The organism is Thermobifida alba, assembly GCF_023208015.1.
GTDB lineage: Bacteria > Actinomycetota > Actinomycetes > Streptosporangiales > Streptosporangiaceae > Thermobifida > Thermobifida alba.
Genome location: NZ_CP051627.1, coordinates 4,135,061 through 4,149,993, shown reverse-complemented (window position 1 = coordinate 4,149,993; position 14,933 = coordinate 4,135,061). Strand labels below are relative to the sequence as shown.

Below are 14,933 nucleotides of genomic sequence, written 5' to 3'. Positions count from 1 at the left end.
GGTGAAAAGGCGACCCGCACGGGCCGCGCGGACTCGGTGACGGGGACGGGCGGTGGGAGTCAGGAGGCGGTACGGGCGGCACGAACCAGGTCCATGCCTTCGGGTCCGACGTTCAGCAGCAGGTCCACGGCCGCCATGCGGGGCAGGAACTCCTGCCCGCGCCGGTTGTGCTGCGGGTACTCCGGATGCCGGAAGTCCTGCCACTCGATCTCGATCCCGTACCGCTGGAACACCTCCGGGTCGAGGTAGTCGCGGGCGCCCTCGCCGGAGAGCATGGTCGTCGCCCCCGCCTTGGCGCTGATCTGCGCGATCAGTTCGCTCTTCTGCGCGGTGAACTCGCCCAGTTCACTGGAGCGGACCACGGGAGTGGTGATCCCGAACGCGTTGAGCACGAACTCGGTGGTCGCCATGGAAAGGTCGACCAGCCGCTCCCAGCGGCGCTCGTAGATCGCCGTGATCCCGGCCCCGAACTCCTCCCAGAACGGAGCCCTGCGGTAACAGTTCTGCTCCAGCGTCCTGCTGTGCCTTTCCCACCACGGTGAGCCGTTGCTGACGGCCTTGTCCATGATCCGCTCGTCCCGGCTGCGCTGCACGACCGGAACCGTGAGCAGGATCGGGCCATTTTTCGAGGCCACGTAGTTGCGGTGCTGCCATCCTCTCCGTTCGAACTGAACGTGATCGAGCACTACGAACAGGTCACAGCGGTCAATCTTGTCCAGAAGGCCCAACCAGGGCAGGTAGTGCGGCTGGTGCAAGGCAACACGCACGGCGATTCCCCTTCAAGCAGACTGTCGAGCGCTCGTGGTCCGTGTCGAGATTACGGGACCTGCGGCCGGGACGTCCTCTTCTTGACCCGACGCAGGCTCTTTCATCACCCAAGTCATATATCCGTGACCCAACTGATCGATGCATCCCCAATTACGACGATGTTTTGTGCGGGACAATCCATAAGGTGAGCCGCCGATCCCGGATTACCGGAGCAATGGTGCAGACTTGCGCCGAGTTCGCACACGAGTTTTCCGCGGTCTGGTTCCGCTGCTCACGCAGGGCAACTGGTCGTGCCGTTGAAACGTCCCTACAACGGTGGTTCCGTCATCCTTTGTCGCCCCGTCACCCTTCGGAGGTCCCCAGTGCGCACCGCCCGTTTCATCGGAAGCTGGCTCGCGGGCCTGCTCTCACTGTCGACCGCGGCCCTGCTCTTCGTGTTGTGGCTCAGGTTCGTACTCGGCTCGGCCGAAGACACCCCGATCATCCTGCTCCTGCTCATCGGGGTGGGCCTCAACCTCATGGTCTGGTCGGTCATCGGCCTGATCAGGCTGGTGGACGAGGGGATCCACAAACTGCTGGGACGCGGCAACGCCACGCTCCTGCCCCGCAGGGAAGCTCCGCTTCCCGCGGGCACCCGCATCCGGGACGAGGACAAACGGGTGACGGTCGCCACCCGCTCCCGTGAGGACGGCCGCCGCGCCAGACGCCGCGGCGACCTCGCCCCGGTCCTCAACCCCGACACCGGACAGTTCGAGATCCCCAGGGTCAACACCGACCCGGACACGATCACGCTGGCGGTCATCATCCCGGCGCACAACGAGGAGCCGGTCATCGACGGGGCGATCCGGTCCGCGCTGCGCCTGTTCGACCGCTGGGACATCTACGTGGTGTCGGACAGCTCCAAGGACGCCACGGCCGAGATCGCCGCGCAGACCGGCGTCAACGTCCTGGAACTGCTGACCAACCGCGGCAAGGCGGGCGCGATCGAGGCGGTCATCCAGGAGTTCGACCTCATCGAGAACTACGACGGCGTGGTGATCCTGGACGCCGACACCGAACTGCACGAGGACTACGTCAGGGGCGTGCGCGACCAGCTGCGGGACCCCACGGTCGCCGCCGTCGCCGGGTTCGTCGTCGCCGAGTGGAAGCCGCAGCAGCGCACCGTCGTCGGCCGGCTGATCGCGGCCTACCGCGACCGGCTCTACTGGCTGCTGCAGTACATGCTCCGGTTCGGTCAGACGTGGCGCTTCACCAGCGTCACCTTCATCGTCCCGGGCTTCGCCAGCACCTACCGCACCAGCGTCCTGAAGCACCTGGAGATCAACCCCAAGGGGCTGGTCATCGAGGACTTCAACATGACCTTCGAGGTGCACCACAAGAAGCTGGGCCGCATCTCGATGCGGCCCGACACCAAGGCGTACTCCCAGGACCCCTTCACCCTGCGGGACTACAAGAGCCAGGTGCGGCGGTGGAGCCTCGGCTTCTGGCAGACGGTGCGGCGCCACGGCATCTGGCCGAGCCTGTTCTGGTTCTCGCTGTTCTTCTACATCCTGGAGGTCGTGCTCGTCGCGGCCATGCTCCTGGTCACCGCGCTGATCTTCGTGTTCGTGCTGCCTCCGGCGCTGTTCGGGGACGGCGTGCTCGCCGTGGACTGGTACGCCGAGGGGTACACGGCGGTGACGTCGGTGCTGCCGCTGAGCACGGTGGCGGTCGGCCTCTTCGTCCCCGACTACATCCTCACCTGCGTCATCGCGATGGTGCGGCGGCGTCCCGGCTACCTGTTCTACGGACTGTTCTTCCTGCCGCTGCGGCTGCTCGACTCCTACCTGACGCTGCTCACCATCCCGCAGGCGTGGACCGCCAAGTCCGACGGCCGCTGGAAGAGCCCCGAACGCGTGTCGATCAAGACCTGACCGGGACCGTCCGGGCAGCGCCGACCGCCACCCGGATCACGGTCGACCCTCCCAGCACTTAGGCTCGAAGAGAAGAACAGCCCGGACCCGGCCGTCCGGCGGTACGCCAGGCGGCGCCGCCCGGACAGCCGGGTCCGGTCGCGAGATCCGAGCCGAGGTGCCCCGTTGGAGAACAAGCGTCTTCCACTCACGCTCTACCGCGTCCTGGCCTACGTCACCTCGACGTGGCTGCTGCTGCTGACCTTCGTGGCGATGCCCGCCAAGTACCTCGTCGGGGAGACCGCGCGGTTCTCCCTGGCGGACGCGCCCGCGGGCATGGAGCAGTGGTTCGGCGCGGACACCCCGCTGATGATGTACATCGCGATCCCGCACGGCTACATCTACATGGTGTTCGTGCTGTCGGTGCTGTGGCTGGCCCTGAAGCGCCGGTGGAACGCGTCGAAGACCGTGGGAGTGATGCTGTCCGGAACGATCCCGGTGGTGGGGTTCTTCGTGGAGCACAGGGTCGCGGCCACGGAGAAGGCCGCGATCGACGCCGAGGAGAGGGCAGCCGCTCAGTCCGCGGCCGCGTCCGCCGAGGGCTGAGCCGGTTCGGCGGTGGGAGCCGCGGCCCCGTCGCTGCCGCCGCTCTCCCGCCCCGCGCGCTGCTCCTCCCGTTCGCGCCGCACCAGTGAGACCCAGAACACGATGGCGGCCGCCCCGAACACCCACCACTGGGCGGCGTAGCTCAGGTTCCTGAAGTTCCAGACGGTCTCCTGCGGCGGGTCCGGTGGCGGGATCTCCTTCAGTGCCACGTCCGCTCCGGCGGGGGTCGGCGGCGTCTGCTCCCCCAGGGTGACGTACCCCTCATAGAGCCGGTAGGGCCACTCGTTGACCAGCAGGGCCGAGGAGATCCGCGCGACCTGCCCCTCGGGGACGATCGGCGAGTAGCCCCGGTACGCCTCGTTCTGGGGCATCTGCAACCACCCCCGGACGGTGACCTCGCCCTGCGGCGCGGGCGGGACCGCGTCGACCGCGTCGACGGGGATCCACCCCCGGTTCACCACCACCGCGACGCCGTCTTCGACCACCAGGGGGACCACCACGTAGTAGCCCTCCTCGCCCTCCGGGGACAGGGCCGGGGCGAGCAGCTGGCGCCCGGTGTCGTAGGTTCCGGTCGCGGTGACGGCCTCGTTGGCGATGGCCTGGGGCATGTACTGCCCGGGTTCGAGCAGCGTGTCGATGCTCTCCGCCGAGGCGAGGTCCTCGACGGGATTGGTGATCGTCTCGCGGTCGGGCCGCTGGGCGCGCTCGTACTGCCAGTAGCCCAGCAGGAAGCAGACGAGCACCGCGACCAGCGCGACCAGGTGGATGCCGAGCCAGTGGGGCCGCAGAAGTGGGAAACGCACGTTCCCAGGCTATGCGTGCCGGGCGGGGATCCCGCGGCGCCCCCGCGTCCCGGCGGAAGTTGACGGGGGACTGAGGAACGAATAGCCATCACTTTAAGTGCCACTCGGTGACGTACGGTTGTTTCACCAGATGGGCGTAGGTAATCTGGGTGTCACCACGGTGAGAGAGCCACAGACTCCCGTGATGCGGACCTTTCCGAGGCCGCCGACTTCTGGGGGGAGGAGCCGGCGGCCGTTCCCAAGCGAAGGCCGCCTCCGTGCTTTGAGGGGGGACACGGAGGCGGCCTTTGCGCTTCCTCCGCACGGTCGGCCGAGGCGCCCGGCCGGCCGCCGTCCGGCCGGGCGGAGCCGAGCCCCGGTCCGCAGGCGGACTCCCGGCGGGCGCGCACCGCCCCTTCCCCGCCCGGACACTTCTTCGCCGGTTCGGGCGGCAGCGGCCACGGGGCGGCGGCCGATCGGCCCGCAAAGGCACGGCCGGCCGCCTCGCCCGCGGCGCCGGGGCGGAAAACGGCTCCGGTATCGGACAGCCGGTTCGTGGTGTTCGGGGCCGAAAAGAGGGTTCGCCCCTTTCGACAGAGCGAACCGTTCTGTGATTTCGTGCATCTGTTCCCATGGGGTGCGTTGCGCCTGCGGGGAATGGGAATGTGCCCTGGCAGGGCTACTCACAGTGTGGTTCGCTGGTGGGGCACGATCGTTCCAGCGGCCATCCACCCGGTCTGCCCCGCTCATTCCCGGACGGTTTCCGGTGTGACGCGGTTCGGAGCCGTCCATGCTCGGTGGAGTGGAGGGAGAGAGCAGTCGAATGACGAGTCCGCTGCGACCCGAGGATCCCGCTCGGATCGGGGATTACGAAATTGTCGCCCGGATCGGTAAGGGTGGCCAGGGCGTGGTGTATCTCGGTCAGGCTCCGGACGGCACCCGGGTCGCCGTGAAGGTCATGGAGACTTCCTGGGCGTCCGACTCCCGGGCGCGCAACCGGTTCGCCAAGGAGATCGAGACCGCCTCCAAGGTCGCCCCCTTCTGCACCGCGGCGCTCCTGGACGCCGACATCGACGCGGAACCGCCCTACATCGTCAGCGAGTACATCGAGGGCCCGTCGCTGCGTGAGGCCGTGCTCCGCGACGGGCCGCGCTCCGGTGCCGCGCTGGACCGGCTCGCCATCTCCACCGCCACCGCGCTGGTCGCCATCCACCAGGCGGGCGTGGTGCACCGCGACTTCAAACCGGCCAACGTGCTCCTGGGGCCGGACGGCCCCAGGGTGATCGACTTCGGCATCGCCCGGTCCGCGGAGGCCACGGTGACCGCGACCAACTCCATCGTGGGCACCCCCGCCTACATGGCTCCCGAACAGGTGGAGGGCCGGGAGCTCACCCCCGCGGTGGACATCTTCGCCTGGGCCGGGGTCATGGTGTTCGCCGCCACCGGGGAATCCCCGTTCCACGACGAGACCCTGCCCGCGATCATCAACCGGGTGCTCAACCGCCCGCCCCGCCTGGACGGTGTGGACGAGCGCCTGCGGCCGCTGCTGGAGGCCTGCCTCGCCAAGGAGCCCGAGCGCCGTCCCACCGCCGTACAGGTGCTCGGCGCGCTGGTGGGCCACGACCCGGCGAACGTGGCCCAGGTGCCGGTCGAGGAGGTCCTGGAGAACGGCTACACCGCGGCCCTCAGCGAGCAGACGCAGATCGCCGCCACCGCGGTACTGCCGATTCCCACGGCCGAGGAGGTGGCGGGGGCGGCCCCCACCGCGGTCCTGTCCGCGGCCGAGGAGGCCACGGACACCGACGCTCCGGAGCGGCCGACGGCCGGCGGCCTGGCCGCGCTGGCCACGGCCCGTCCGACCGACGGCGCCCCGGACGGGGCCCCCGACAGCGGCCCCGCGAGCGGCCCGATGCGCACCACGAGCGGCCTGGCCGCGCTGGTCGACACGGGGCCGACCAAGCAGGTCGGTGCGGCGGCTTCCGGCAGGACCACCCCTCCGGGCGGCACCGCCGGACCCCGGCACGGCGCGGTCGGCGGTACCGCCGAAGCCGTCCCCGGGCAGGCCGGCGGTCACGGCGGCGGTCACGGCCTCGACTCCGGCGGGGCCGTCCCGCCGAGTGGTCAGCCGTCGCTGCCCCGGCGGTCCGAGCACGGCGGGGGAAGTGCCCAGCGGACCCTGTCCTGGATCATGGCCGCGGGGATCCTCATCGTCGCCCTGGCGGGCGGCTGGTACCTGATCAGCGCCTTCCTGTCGTTCGACGGCGGACGGTCCCCCGAGGCCACGCCGGTGGACGGCGCCACGACCGACGTCTCCGGGCAGGAGGGCGACGACCGTCCCGACTCCACGCCGTCCGTGGTGGACCACGAGACGGAGGCCGACGTCGGCGGGGACACCTACGCCCCGAACGTGCCCACCGACGGCCACTCCACGCACCCCCCGGTGGACCCGCACCCCGATCCCACCGTCTCCGAGGAGGAGCAGTGGACCGACACCCCCGGGTGGGAGGAGAACTCCGAGCCGACCGAGGAGACCGGAACGCAGGAGACCGGAACGCAGGAGGGCGCGCCGACCGGGAACAGCAGTTCCTGGGGGAGCGGGGAGGCCGGACGGGTGGCCGTCTCTCCGACCGGCCAGTGACCGCGGGGGTCCGTTCCGTGCGGGGCGGGCCGAAACCCCCTTTCGGCCCGAGGGAATGTCGGTAGGCTTTGGCTCGCTGTCCCAGGAGGTCCCAGATGGCCGTTGTCCCCCTTCAGCACCGCTTCGACGGGCCGCGGACCGCGCCGGTGGTGGTGCTGGTCCCCACGCTCGGCGCGAAGTGGTCGGTGTGGGAGCCGCAGATGCCGGAGCTGACCCGACGCCTGCGGGTCCTCCGGGTCAACCACCGCGGACACGGCTCCTCTCCCGCACCCCCCGGTCCCTACTCCGTGCCGGAGCTGGGCGGCGACCTGCTGGCGCTGCTCGACCGCTACGAGCTGGAGCAGGTCTCCTTCATCGGCGTGGGTCTGGGGGCGATGGTGGCGTTGTGGACGGCCGCGGCCGCCCCCTCCCGGACCACCCGGCTGGCGCTGGTGTCCACCACCGCCTGGACACCGCCGTCGCCGCGCTGGCAGAACATCGGCGAGCGGGTGCGCCGCTTCGGCGTGGCCTCGGTGTCCGACGAGGTCACCCGCTCGTGGTTCACCCCCGGTTTCTGCGAGCGGCGGCCCGACATCGCCGAGCGGTTCCTCGAAGAGTTCGAGAAGACCTCCCCGGAGGGCTACGCCGGATGCTGTGACGCGGTCGCGAACGTCGACCACCGTCCGCTGGCCCGGCGGGTGCACGCGCCCACGGTGGTCATCTCGGGGGCACACGATCCGCAGACTCCCCCGGGCCACGGCCGCAGACTCGCCGGGCTGCTTCCCAACGCCCGCTTCGAGGTGGTCGGCGGGGCCGCGCACCTGGCCAACGTGGAACGCGCGGACCTGGTCAACGACCTGCTGCTGCGGCACCTGGCCCCGGCCGCGGTCCGCTGGCCCTGAGGCCGGCGCCGGACCGGGCCGGTGGGGCGCCGCTCACAGCAGCGGCTGGTTGAGCTCCAGCAGGTAGCCGTCGGGATCGCGGAAGTGCGCCGCGCGGATGCCGAGCGCCGTCCACTCCTTGACCGGGGAGACCAGGGGGACACCCGCCGCGATGAGTTCGGCCGCCTTGGCGTCCACGTCGTCCGCCTCGAAGATCACCGCTACCCGGTCCTGGCGGGGCAGGTAGGGGTCTTCCATGTCGGTCTCCAGCGCCTCGGCGACCACCTCGCGCTGGTTCAGCGCGAGCTTGGTGTTGGCCCCCGTCTCGAACTCGGCGTAGCGGGTGAGTTCAGATCCCCGTAGCACGGGGAGTTTCAGCACGTCAGCGTAGAACCGGAAGCACGCCTCGTAGTCGTCTGCCAGAAGTCGGACGTAGCTCATTCGCACGGGCGTCTCCTCCAGAGCCGCCGGACAGGTGTTGCACCACATTCTGCCGCTCCACCGGTCCCGCTCCAAGCCCTCGAAACGGTCTCGACCATTTTCGTAGGCTTTCCACCACACTGCGTAGCATAGCAGGGGATTGCCGTCATGTAGTACTTGTGCTATCTCTTTCTATAGAACAACAACAGTGAGGAGAAGGAATATGGCGGCGGCCCCCCATCCCGTCACCGCCTCCCCAGCACCCGGCTCCGCCGACCAGCCCGTGATCGAGGTCCACGACCTGCGGATGCGCTACGGTTCGACGGACGTGCTCAAGGGGGTGACCTTCCGGGCCGAGCGGGGCGAGGTGCTGGCCCTGCTGGGTCCGAACGGCGCGGGAAAGACCACCACTATCGAGATTCTCGAAGGCTTCCGGATGCGCTCGGCCGGACAGGTGAACGTGCTGGGCTCCGACCCCGCCCACGGCGACGAGCGGTGGCGGGCCCGCCTGGGCGTGGTGCTGCAGTCCTGGCGCGACCACGGCAAGTGGCGGGTCGCCGAACTGCTGGAGCACTTCGGCCGGTACTACCGCCCCTACTCCACGGCCGAGATCAGTCGGCCACGCGGCACCGCGGAACTGCTCGACATCGTGGGCCTGGCCGAGCATGCCAACAAGCAGGTCAGGACGCTCTCCGGGGGCCAGCGCCGCCGACTCGACGTCGCGATCGGCATCGTCGGCCGTCCCGAACTGCTCTTCCTCGACGAGCCGACCGCCGGGTTCGACCCCGAGGCCCGCCGGGACTTCCACGACCTGGTGCACCGCCTGGCCGACCTGGAGGACACCACCGTCCTGCTCACCACGCACGACCTGGACGAGGCGGAGAAACTGGCCGACCGCATCCTCATCCTCGCGGGCGGCCGGATCGTCGCCGACGGCAGCGCGGACCAACTCTCCCGGCAGGTGAGCCGCAAGACCGAGATCCGCTGGACCCGCGGCGGCCAGCGGTTCGTGCACTCCGCCGACGACGGCACCGCGTTCGTCCGCGAACTGTTCGCCCAGTACGGCGAGGAGATCGGCGACCTGGAGGTACGCCGCGCCACGTTGGAGGACGTCTACATGGCCATGGTGCACCGGCACGAGTCCGGTGTCGCGGGCGACGACGAGCCCGGGTTTGGAGGGGAGAACCGGTGAACACGATGCTCTTCGCCCTCCGTCTGGGGCTGCTGCGGGGCTGGGCCGAGTTCCGCCAGACCTTGACCATCCTCTCCGAACTCGGCTCCTACCTGCTCAACAGCGTGATCTTCGTGGCCGTCCTGCTGTTCATGGACGGCAACGAGATGGAGAACACCGCGCTGTTCGGAACGGGCATCACCCAGGCGACGCTGGCGATGCCCGGCGTGCTGGCCACGATGCTGGTGTTCGGCGGGATCGTGTCCATGGCCCAACTCCTGTCCACCGACCGGGAGGACGGCACCCTGCTGCGGGCCAAGGCCCTCCCCCGGGGCACCCAGGGCTACCTGGTCGGCAAGGTGGTCTCCGTCTCCCTGATCACCCTGCTGAGCATGCTGGTGATCCTCGTGCCGGCGGTGCTGCTGATCGACGGGTTCCAGTTCACCGTGCAGGGGTCGCTGACCCTGCTGTGGGTCACCGCTCTGGGTCTCCTGGCGACCCTCCCGGCCGGCGCGATCCTGGGGTCGCTGTTCACCAACCCGCGGGCTATCGTAGGCGTCCTGGTGCTGCTGCTCATGGGCCTGATGATGGTCTCCGGCATCTTCTTCCCGATCTCCATGCTCCCCGAATGGCTGCACTGGGTCGTCCAGGTCTTCCCGATCTACTGGCTCGGCCTGGGCATGCGCTCGGGGCTGCTGCCCGACACCGCCGTGGTGGAGGAGATCGGCGAGTCCTGGCGGACCCTGGAGACCGTCGGCGTGCTGGGCGCGTGGGCGCTCGTCGGTCTGCTCTTGGCCCCGATCGTGCTGCGGCGGATGGCCCGGCGCGAGTCCGGTAGCAGCCTGGAGGAGCGGCGGCACAAGGCGATGCAGCGAATCGGGTGATCCGGGGATGAGCGGAGGCAGGGCGATGGGCGGCGAGACCGTCTACAACCGCATCGCGGTGCTGCGCGTCGAGCGGGGCGTGTCCCGCCGCCAACTCGCCGAGGCCCTGGGGGTGCACTACCAGACCATCGGATACCTGGAGCGCGGCGAGTACCGTCCGAGTCTGTACCTGGCGCTGCGGATCGCCGAGTACTTCGAGGTTCCCGTGGAGGTGGTCTTCTCGACCACCCCGTTCCCCCGGATCGGCAGCACGGCGGGGGCGGAGTGACCGGCGGGGCGGGGCGTCCACCGCGTCGAGCCCGCGGCCGCCTGCCGCTCCACCACTCGGTGGAGCGGCAGGCGGCCGCCGCTTTTGGGAAGAAATGCGTCCGGTCCCTTCCGCCGCCCCCTTTTCCAGGGCGCGGAACGTGTCCGCAGAACGGCGTCCCGAGGGATTCGGTCAGGAAGAAATACGCAAAAAAGTGACCTCGGCCACATTTCCACAGGTCACGCCGTCATAGAGAGCCTGCCTCAGAGCCACAAAAAAGAGAAAAGTTCTGTTTGCACCCTTTTGCCCGGGGCAGACAGGCCGCCGTGACCGAAACCTACGCAGCACTCCCTGACAAGCCCTACCTGTCCGCCCCCGGGTCGACCACGGCGGTCGGGTTGCACATCGGCGGATCCTGGCGGCCCGCCTCCGACGGAGGCGTGCGCCAGATCACCAACCCCTACGACGCCAGTGTGCTGACCGTGGTGAGTGAGGCCACCGCCGCGGACGTGGACGACGCCGTCGCCGCCGCACGCGCCGCCTTCGACGGCGGCCCCTGGCGGTCCGTGTCCGCGGGTGAACGCGGTGAACTGCTGCACCGCGTCGCCGACCTCCTGGTCCGCGACCGCGCCGAGATCGCGCTGATGGAGTCCCTGGACACCGGGAAGACCCTGCGGGAGGGCGAGATCGACGTCGACGACGTCACCGCCGTCTTCCGCTACTACGCGGGCCTGGCCGACAAGGACGCCGGACGGATCGTCCCCGCCCCCGAGGGGGTGCTCAGCCGCGTCGTCTACGAACCCGTCGGCGTGTGCGCGATGATCACCCCCTGGAACTACCCGCTGCTCCAGCTCTCCTGGAAGGTCGCCCCGGCCCTCGCGGCGGGCAACACCATGGTGGTCAAACCCAGCGAGGTCACCCCGGTGACCACCCTCAAACTCATGGAACTCCTGGTCGAGGCGGGAGTCCCGGCCGGCGTCGTCAACCTGGTCCCCGGGGCGGGAGCCACCGTCGGCGCGGCCCTGGTCGCCCACCCCGACGTGGACCTGGTCTCCTTCACCGGAGGACTGGCGACCGGAAGCGGGATCATGGCCGCGGCGGCGCCCACGGTCAAGAAGGTCGCCCTCGAACTGGGCGGCAAGAACCCCAACATCATCTTCGACGACGTCGACCTCGACACCGCCGTGGACTACGCGCTCACCGCCGCGTTCCTGCACTCGGGCCAGGTCTGCTCGGCGGGGGCCCGGCTCATCGTGCACGAGGACGTCCACGACGCCTTCACCGCCGAACTCGCCCGGCGAGCCGAGGCCATCACCCTCGGACACCCCCTGGCCGCGGGGACGGAGTGCGGCCCGCTCGTCTCCGCCGAGCACCGCGCGAAGGTCGAGGCGGCCGTCGCCCGCGGAACCGAGGAGGGCGCCCGGATCATCGCCGGAGGACACCGCCCCGACGACCCCGAACTGGCCCGGGGCTACTTCTACCGGCCCACCCTGTTCGTCGACTGCCACCGCGGCATGTCCATCGTGCAGGAGGAGGTCTTCGGACCGGTCGCCACCGTCGAACGGTTCCGCACCGAGGCCGAGGCGATCGAGCTGGGCAACGACACCCGGTACGGGCTGAGCGGCGGGGTGTGGACCTCCGACGTCGCGCGCGGTGAACGCGTCGCCGCGGCACTGCGGCACGGAACAGTGTGGATCAACGACTTCGGCCCCTACATCCCCGGCGCCGAATGGGGCGGGTTCGGCCGTTCCGGGATCGGACGGGAACTCGGCCCCGCCGGACTGGACGAGTACCGGGAGGCCAAGCACCTCTACCGCAACCTCGACCCCCGCCCGCAGCGCTGGTTCGGTTCCTGACCCCGGCGGACCGCAGCCCGGACCGCAACGGACATCCCCCGAGTGACGAGAAGCGAGGAGAGACCTGTGGCAGCATCCGAATCCACGTTCGACTACGTCGTCGTCGGCGGCGGCACCGCGGGATCGGTGATCGCGGACCGGCTCACCGAGGACCCCGACACCACCGTGTGCGTCATCGAGGGCGGACCGTCCGACGTGGGACTGGAGCGGGTCCTGAAACTGCGTGACTGGCTCAGCCTGCTCGGCAGCGACCTCGACTACGACTACCCGACCGTGGAGCAGCCGCGCGGCAACTCCTTCATCCGCCACTCGCGGGCCCGCGTCCTGGGCGGCTGCTCCTCGCACAACACCCTGATCAGCTTCCGCCCGTTCCCCGAGGACCTCGACGACTGGGTGGCCGCCGGAGCCGCCGGCTGGGACAACGCCACCGTCCAGTCCTACGCCGACCGGATCAAGTGCAACATCGTCCCGGTGGCCGAGAAGGACCGCAACTCCGTCGTCCGGGACTGGATCACCGCCGCGTCCGCGGCCACCGGCGTCCCCGTCATCGAGGACTTCAACGCCGCCCTCTCCCACGGAGGCGGCTTCCACGACGGAGGCGGCTTCCACGACGGCGTCGGCTTCCTGTCCATCGCCTACGACCCGTACACCGGCTACCGCTCCTCGGCGTCGGTCGCCTACCTCCATCCGATCATCGGACGACGCGCCAACCTCACCCTGATGGTGGAGACCTGGGCCGACCAGATCCTGTTCGACGGCGACCGCGCCACCGGGGTGCGCGTCCACCCGCCGTCGGGCGGTCCGGTGACCGTCCGCGCCGAGCGGGAGGTCATCCTGTGCGCCGGCGCCATCGACACGCCCCGACTCCTCCTGCTGTCGGGGGTGGGCCCCGCCGGGGACCTGACCGACGTGGGGATCACGGTGCGCCACGACCTTCCCGGCGTCGGCGAGAACCTGCTCGACCACCCGGAGTCGATCATCATGTGGGAGACCGACGAACTGCCGCACAACACGGTCATGGACTCCGACGCGGCCCTGTTCATCAGGCGCGACACCAGCGACCCGCGTCCGGACCTGATGTTCCACATCTACCAGATCCCCTTCGCCGACAACATCGAGCGACTCGGCTACCCGCGCCCCGAGCACGCGATCTGCATGACGCCCAACATCCCCCGCTCCCGGTCCCGCGGCAAACTCTGGCTGACCAGCGCGGACCCCTCGGTCAAACCCGCGTTGGACTTCCGCTACTTCACCGACCCGGACGACTACGACGCCACCACCATCGTGGACGGGCTCAAGATCGCCCGCGAGATCGCGCGGACCGAACCGTTCCGGTCCTGGCTCAAGCGCGAGGTCGCTCCGGGACCGGACATCACCACCGACGAGGCGCTGAGCGAGTACGGCCGCCGCGCCGCGCACACCGTCTACCACCCCGCGGGCACCTGCCGTATGGGAGCCGCCGACGACCCCATGGCCGTCGTCGACCCGGCCCTGCGGGTCCGCGGCCTGTCCAGGCTGCGCATCGCCGACGCCTCGGTGTTCCCGACCCTGCCCACCACCAACCCGATGGTCACCGTGCTCGCTGTCGGGGAACGCGCCGCCGACCTGATCCGCGCGGACGCCCGCTGACCGGCAGCCCCACCCTCCCGGTTCCCCGGCGAAGAAGGCACGAAGGAGCAGATGTGATTCCCTCCAACACCGCAACCGCCGACCGAAGACCTTCGGAGGTGAACACCAAGATCGCCGTACGCGGCCTGTAGAAGATCTTCGGCCGGAACGCCGACTCCGTCGTCGGCACCGAACTCCAGCACCTCGACCGCGACACCATCAGGGAACGGACCGGTTGCACCGTCGCGGTGCGCGACGTCTCCTTCGACGTCGCCCCCGGGGAGGTCTTCGTGGTCATGGGACTGTCCGGGTCCGGCAAGTCCACCCTGGTGCGCTGCATCACCCGCCTCATCGAGCCGACCAGCGGCCAGGTGCTGCTCGACGGGGACGACATCGGCCAGGCCGACCCGCAGCAACTGCGTGAGCTGCGCAGGCACAAGATCGCGATGGTCTTCCAGCACTTCGGTCTGCTGCCCAACCGCAGGATCATCGACAACGTCGCCTACGGGCTGGAGATCCGCGGTATGAGCCGCTCGGAGCGCTACGCCAAAGCCCGGAAGATGATCGAGATGGTCGGCCTCTCCGGCTACGAGAACTCCCGTCCCGGGCAGCTCAGCGGCGGTATGCAGCAGCGTGTCGGCCTGGCCCGCGCCCTCGCCGTCAGCCCCGAGGTGCTGCTGTTCGACGAGCCCTTCAGCGCCCTGGACCCCCTCATCCGCCGCGACATGCAGAACGAGGTCATCCGGCTGCAGCGGGAACTGGACGTGACCGCGGTCTTCATCACCCACGACCTGTCCGAGGCGCTCCGGGTGGGCGACCGGATTGCCCTCATGCGCAACGGTGAACTCGTCCAGGTGGGCACCGCCGAGGAGTTGGTCGGCCGCCCCGCCGACGACTACGTGCGCGACTTCGTCTCGGACGTCCCACGGACCGATGTGCTCACCGTGCGCTGGCTGATGCGCGATCCCCGCCCCGACGAGCCGCTGGACGGGCCCGTCACCGCCCCCACGACCGTGGTGCGCGACATCATCCCCCAGCTCGCCACGAGCACCGCGCCGGTGCGGGTCGCCGACGGCGACCGGGTCCTGGGCGTGGTCGACCGCTCCGACGTGCTGCGCGTCATGGCCGAGGACCAGAGCGCGGACGGCGACACGGACCACCCCGCGGTCCCGCTTCCCGGAGAGGGAGGCTGAGCGGTGTC

General features: G+C 69.9%; 13 protein-coding genes. 10 read left to right on the top strand and 3 right to left on the bottom strand.

Annotation, left to right across the window (positions count from 1 at the left end):
- Positions 1-59: 59 nt before the first annotated feature.
- Positions 60-767 (bottom strand): WbqC family protein, encoded by a 708-nt coding sequence (locus FOF52_RS18490; RefSeq protein WP_248591172.1) that lies wholly within the window; start codon positions 765-767, stop codon positions 60-62.
- A 363-nt stretch (positions 768-1,130) separates the two neighbouring features.
- Between FOF52_RS18490 and FOF52_RS18485 the strand changes: the two genes are divergently transcribed.
- Together FOF52_RS18485 and FOF52_RS18480 are read left to right on the top strand one after the other, a co-directional pair.
- Entirely contained in the window at positions 1,131-2,681 is a 1,551-nt protein-coding gene (locus tag FOF52_RS18485; RefSeq protein WP_248591171.1) for a glycosyltransferase family 2 protein, read from the top strand.
- A 165-nt stretch (positions 2,682-2,846) separates the two neighbouring features.
- On the top strand, positions 2,847-3,266 hold the full coding sequence (locus FOF52_RS18480; protein WP_248591170.1) for a DUF3817 domain-containing protein: 420 nt from the start codon (positions 2,847-2,849) through the stop codon (positions 3,264-3,266).
- On the opposite strand, the gene FOF52_RS18475 is transcribed toward FOF52_RS18480, so the two are convergent.
- Positions 3,236-4,069: an SURF1 family protein gene (locus tag FOF52_RS18475; protein WP_248591169.1), complete on the bottom strand. Its 834-nt coding sequence runs from the start codon at positions 4,067-4,069 to the stop codon at positions 3,236-3,238. The two genes, FOF52_RS18480 and FOF52_RS18475, sit on opposite strands and share 31 nt — an antisense overlap.
- Positions 4,070-4,838: 769 nt before the next feature.
- On the opposite strand from FOF52_RS18475, the gene FOF52_RS21970 reads away from it, so the two are divergent.
- Both FOF52_RS21970 and FOF52_RS18465 read left to right on the top strand, forming a co-directional pair.
- Positions 4,839-6,686, top strand: coding sequence for a serine/threonine-protein kinase (locus FOF52_RS21970; protein WP_341849696.1), 1,848 nt, complete (start codon positions 4,839-4,841; stop codon positions 6,684-6,686).
- Between the two features lie 95 nt (positions 6,687-6,781).
- Positions 6,782-7,567, top strand: coding sequence for an alpha/beta fold hydrolase (locus tag FOF52_RS18465; protein ID WP_248591168.1), 786 nt, complete (start codon positions 6,782-6,784; stop codon positions 7,565-7,567).
- 33 nt (positions 7,568-7,600) lie between these two features.
- On the opposite strand, the gene FOF52_RS18460 is transcribed toward FOF52_RS18465, so the two are convergent.
- Complete coding sequence (locus FOF52_RS18460; protein WP_248591167.1) at positions 7,601-7,993, bottom strand: VOC family protein; 393 nt, start codon at positions 7,991-7,993, stop codon at positions 7,601-7,603.
- 196 nt (positions 7,994-8,189) lie between these two features.
- Between FOF52_RS18460 and FOF52_RS18455 the strand changes: the two genes are divergently transcribed.
- The 6 genes from FOF52_RS18455 to FOF52_RS18430 all read left to right on the top strand — a co-directional run bounded on the left by FOF52_RS18455 (position 8,190) and on the right by FOF52_RS18430 (position 14,925).
- Entirely contained in the window at positions 8,190-9,158 is a 969-nt protein-coding gene (locus tag FOF52_RS18455) for an ABC transporter ATP-binding protein (protein ID WP_248591166.1), read from the top strand.
- A 5-nt stretch (positions 9,159-9,163) separates the two neighbouring features.
- Positions 9,164-10,021: an ABC transporter permease gene (locus tag FOF52_RS18450; protein WP_248593926.1), complete on the top strand. Its 858-nt coding sequence runs from the start codon at positions 9,164-9,166 to the stop codon at positions 10,019-10,021.
- A gap of 7 nt (positions 10,022-10,028) precedes the next feature.
- Positions 10,029-10,289, top strand: a complete 261-nt coding sequence (locus tag FOF52_RS18445) for a helix-turn-helix transcriptional regulator (protein ID WP_248591165.1) — start codon at positions 10,029-10,031, stop codon at positions 10,287-10,289.
- A 377-nt stretch (positions 10,290-10,666) separates the two neighbouring features.
- Positions 10,667-12,124: an aldehyde dehydrogenase family protein gene (locus FOF52_RS18440; protein WP_248593925.1), complete on the top strand. Its 1,458-nt coding sequence runs from the start codon at positions 10,667-10,669 to the stop codon at positions 12,122-12,124.
- A gap of 66 nt (positions 12,125-12,190) precedes the next feature.
- The gene (locus FOF52_RS18435) at positions 12,191-13,753 is read left to right on the top strand and encodes a GMC family oxidoreductase (RefSeq protein ID WP_248591164.1); all 1,563 of its coding nucleotides are present in this window, start codon (positions 12,191-12,193) and stop codon (positions 13,751-13,753) included.
- Between the two features lie 134 nt (positions 13,754-13,887).
- The gene (locus FOF52_RS18430) at positions 13,888-14,925 is read left to right on the top strand and encodes a quaternary amine ABC transporter ATP-binding protein (protein WP_248593924.1); all 1,038 of its coding nucleotides are present in this window, start codon (positions 13,888-13,890) and stop codon (positions 14,923-14,925) included.
- Positions 14,926-14,933 lie beyond the last annotated feature (8 nt).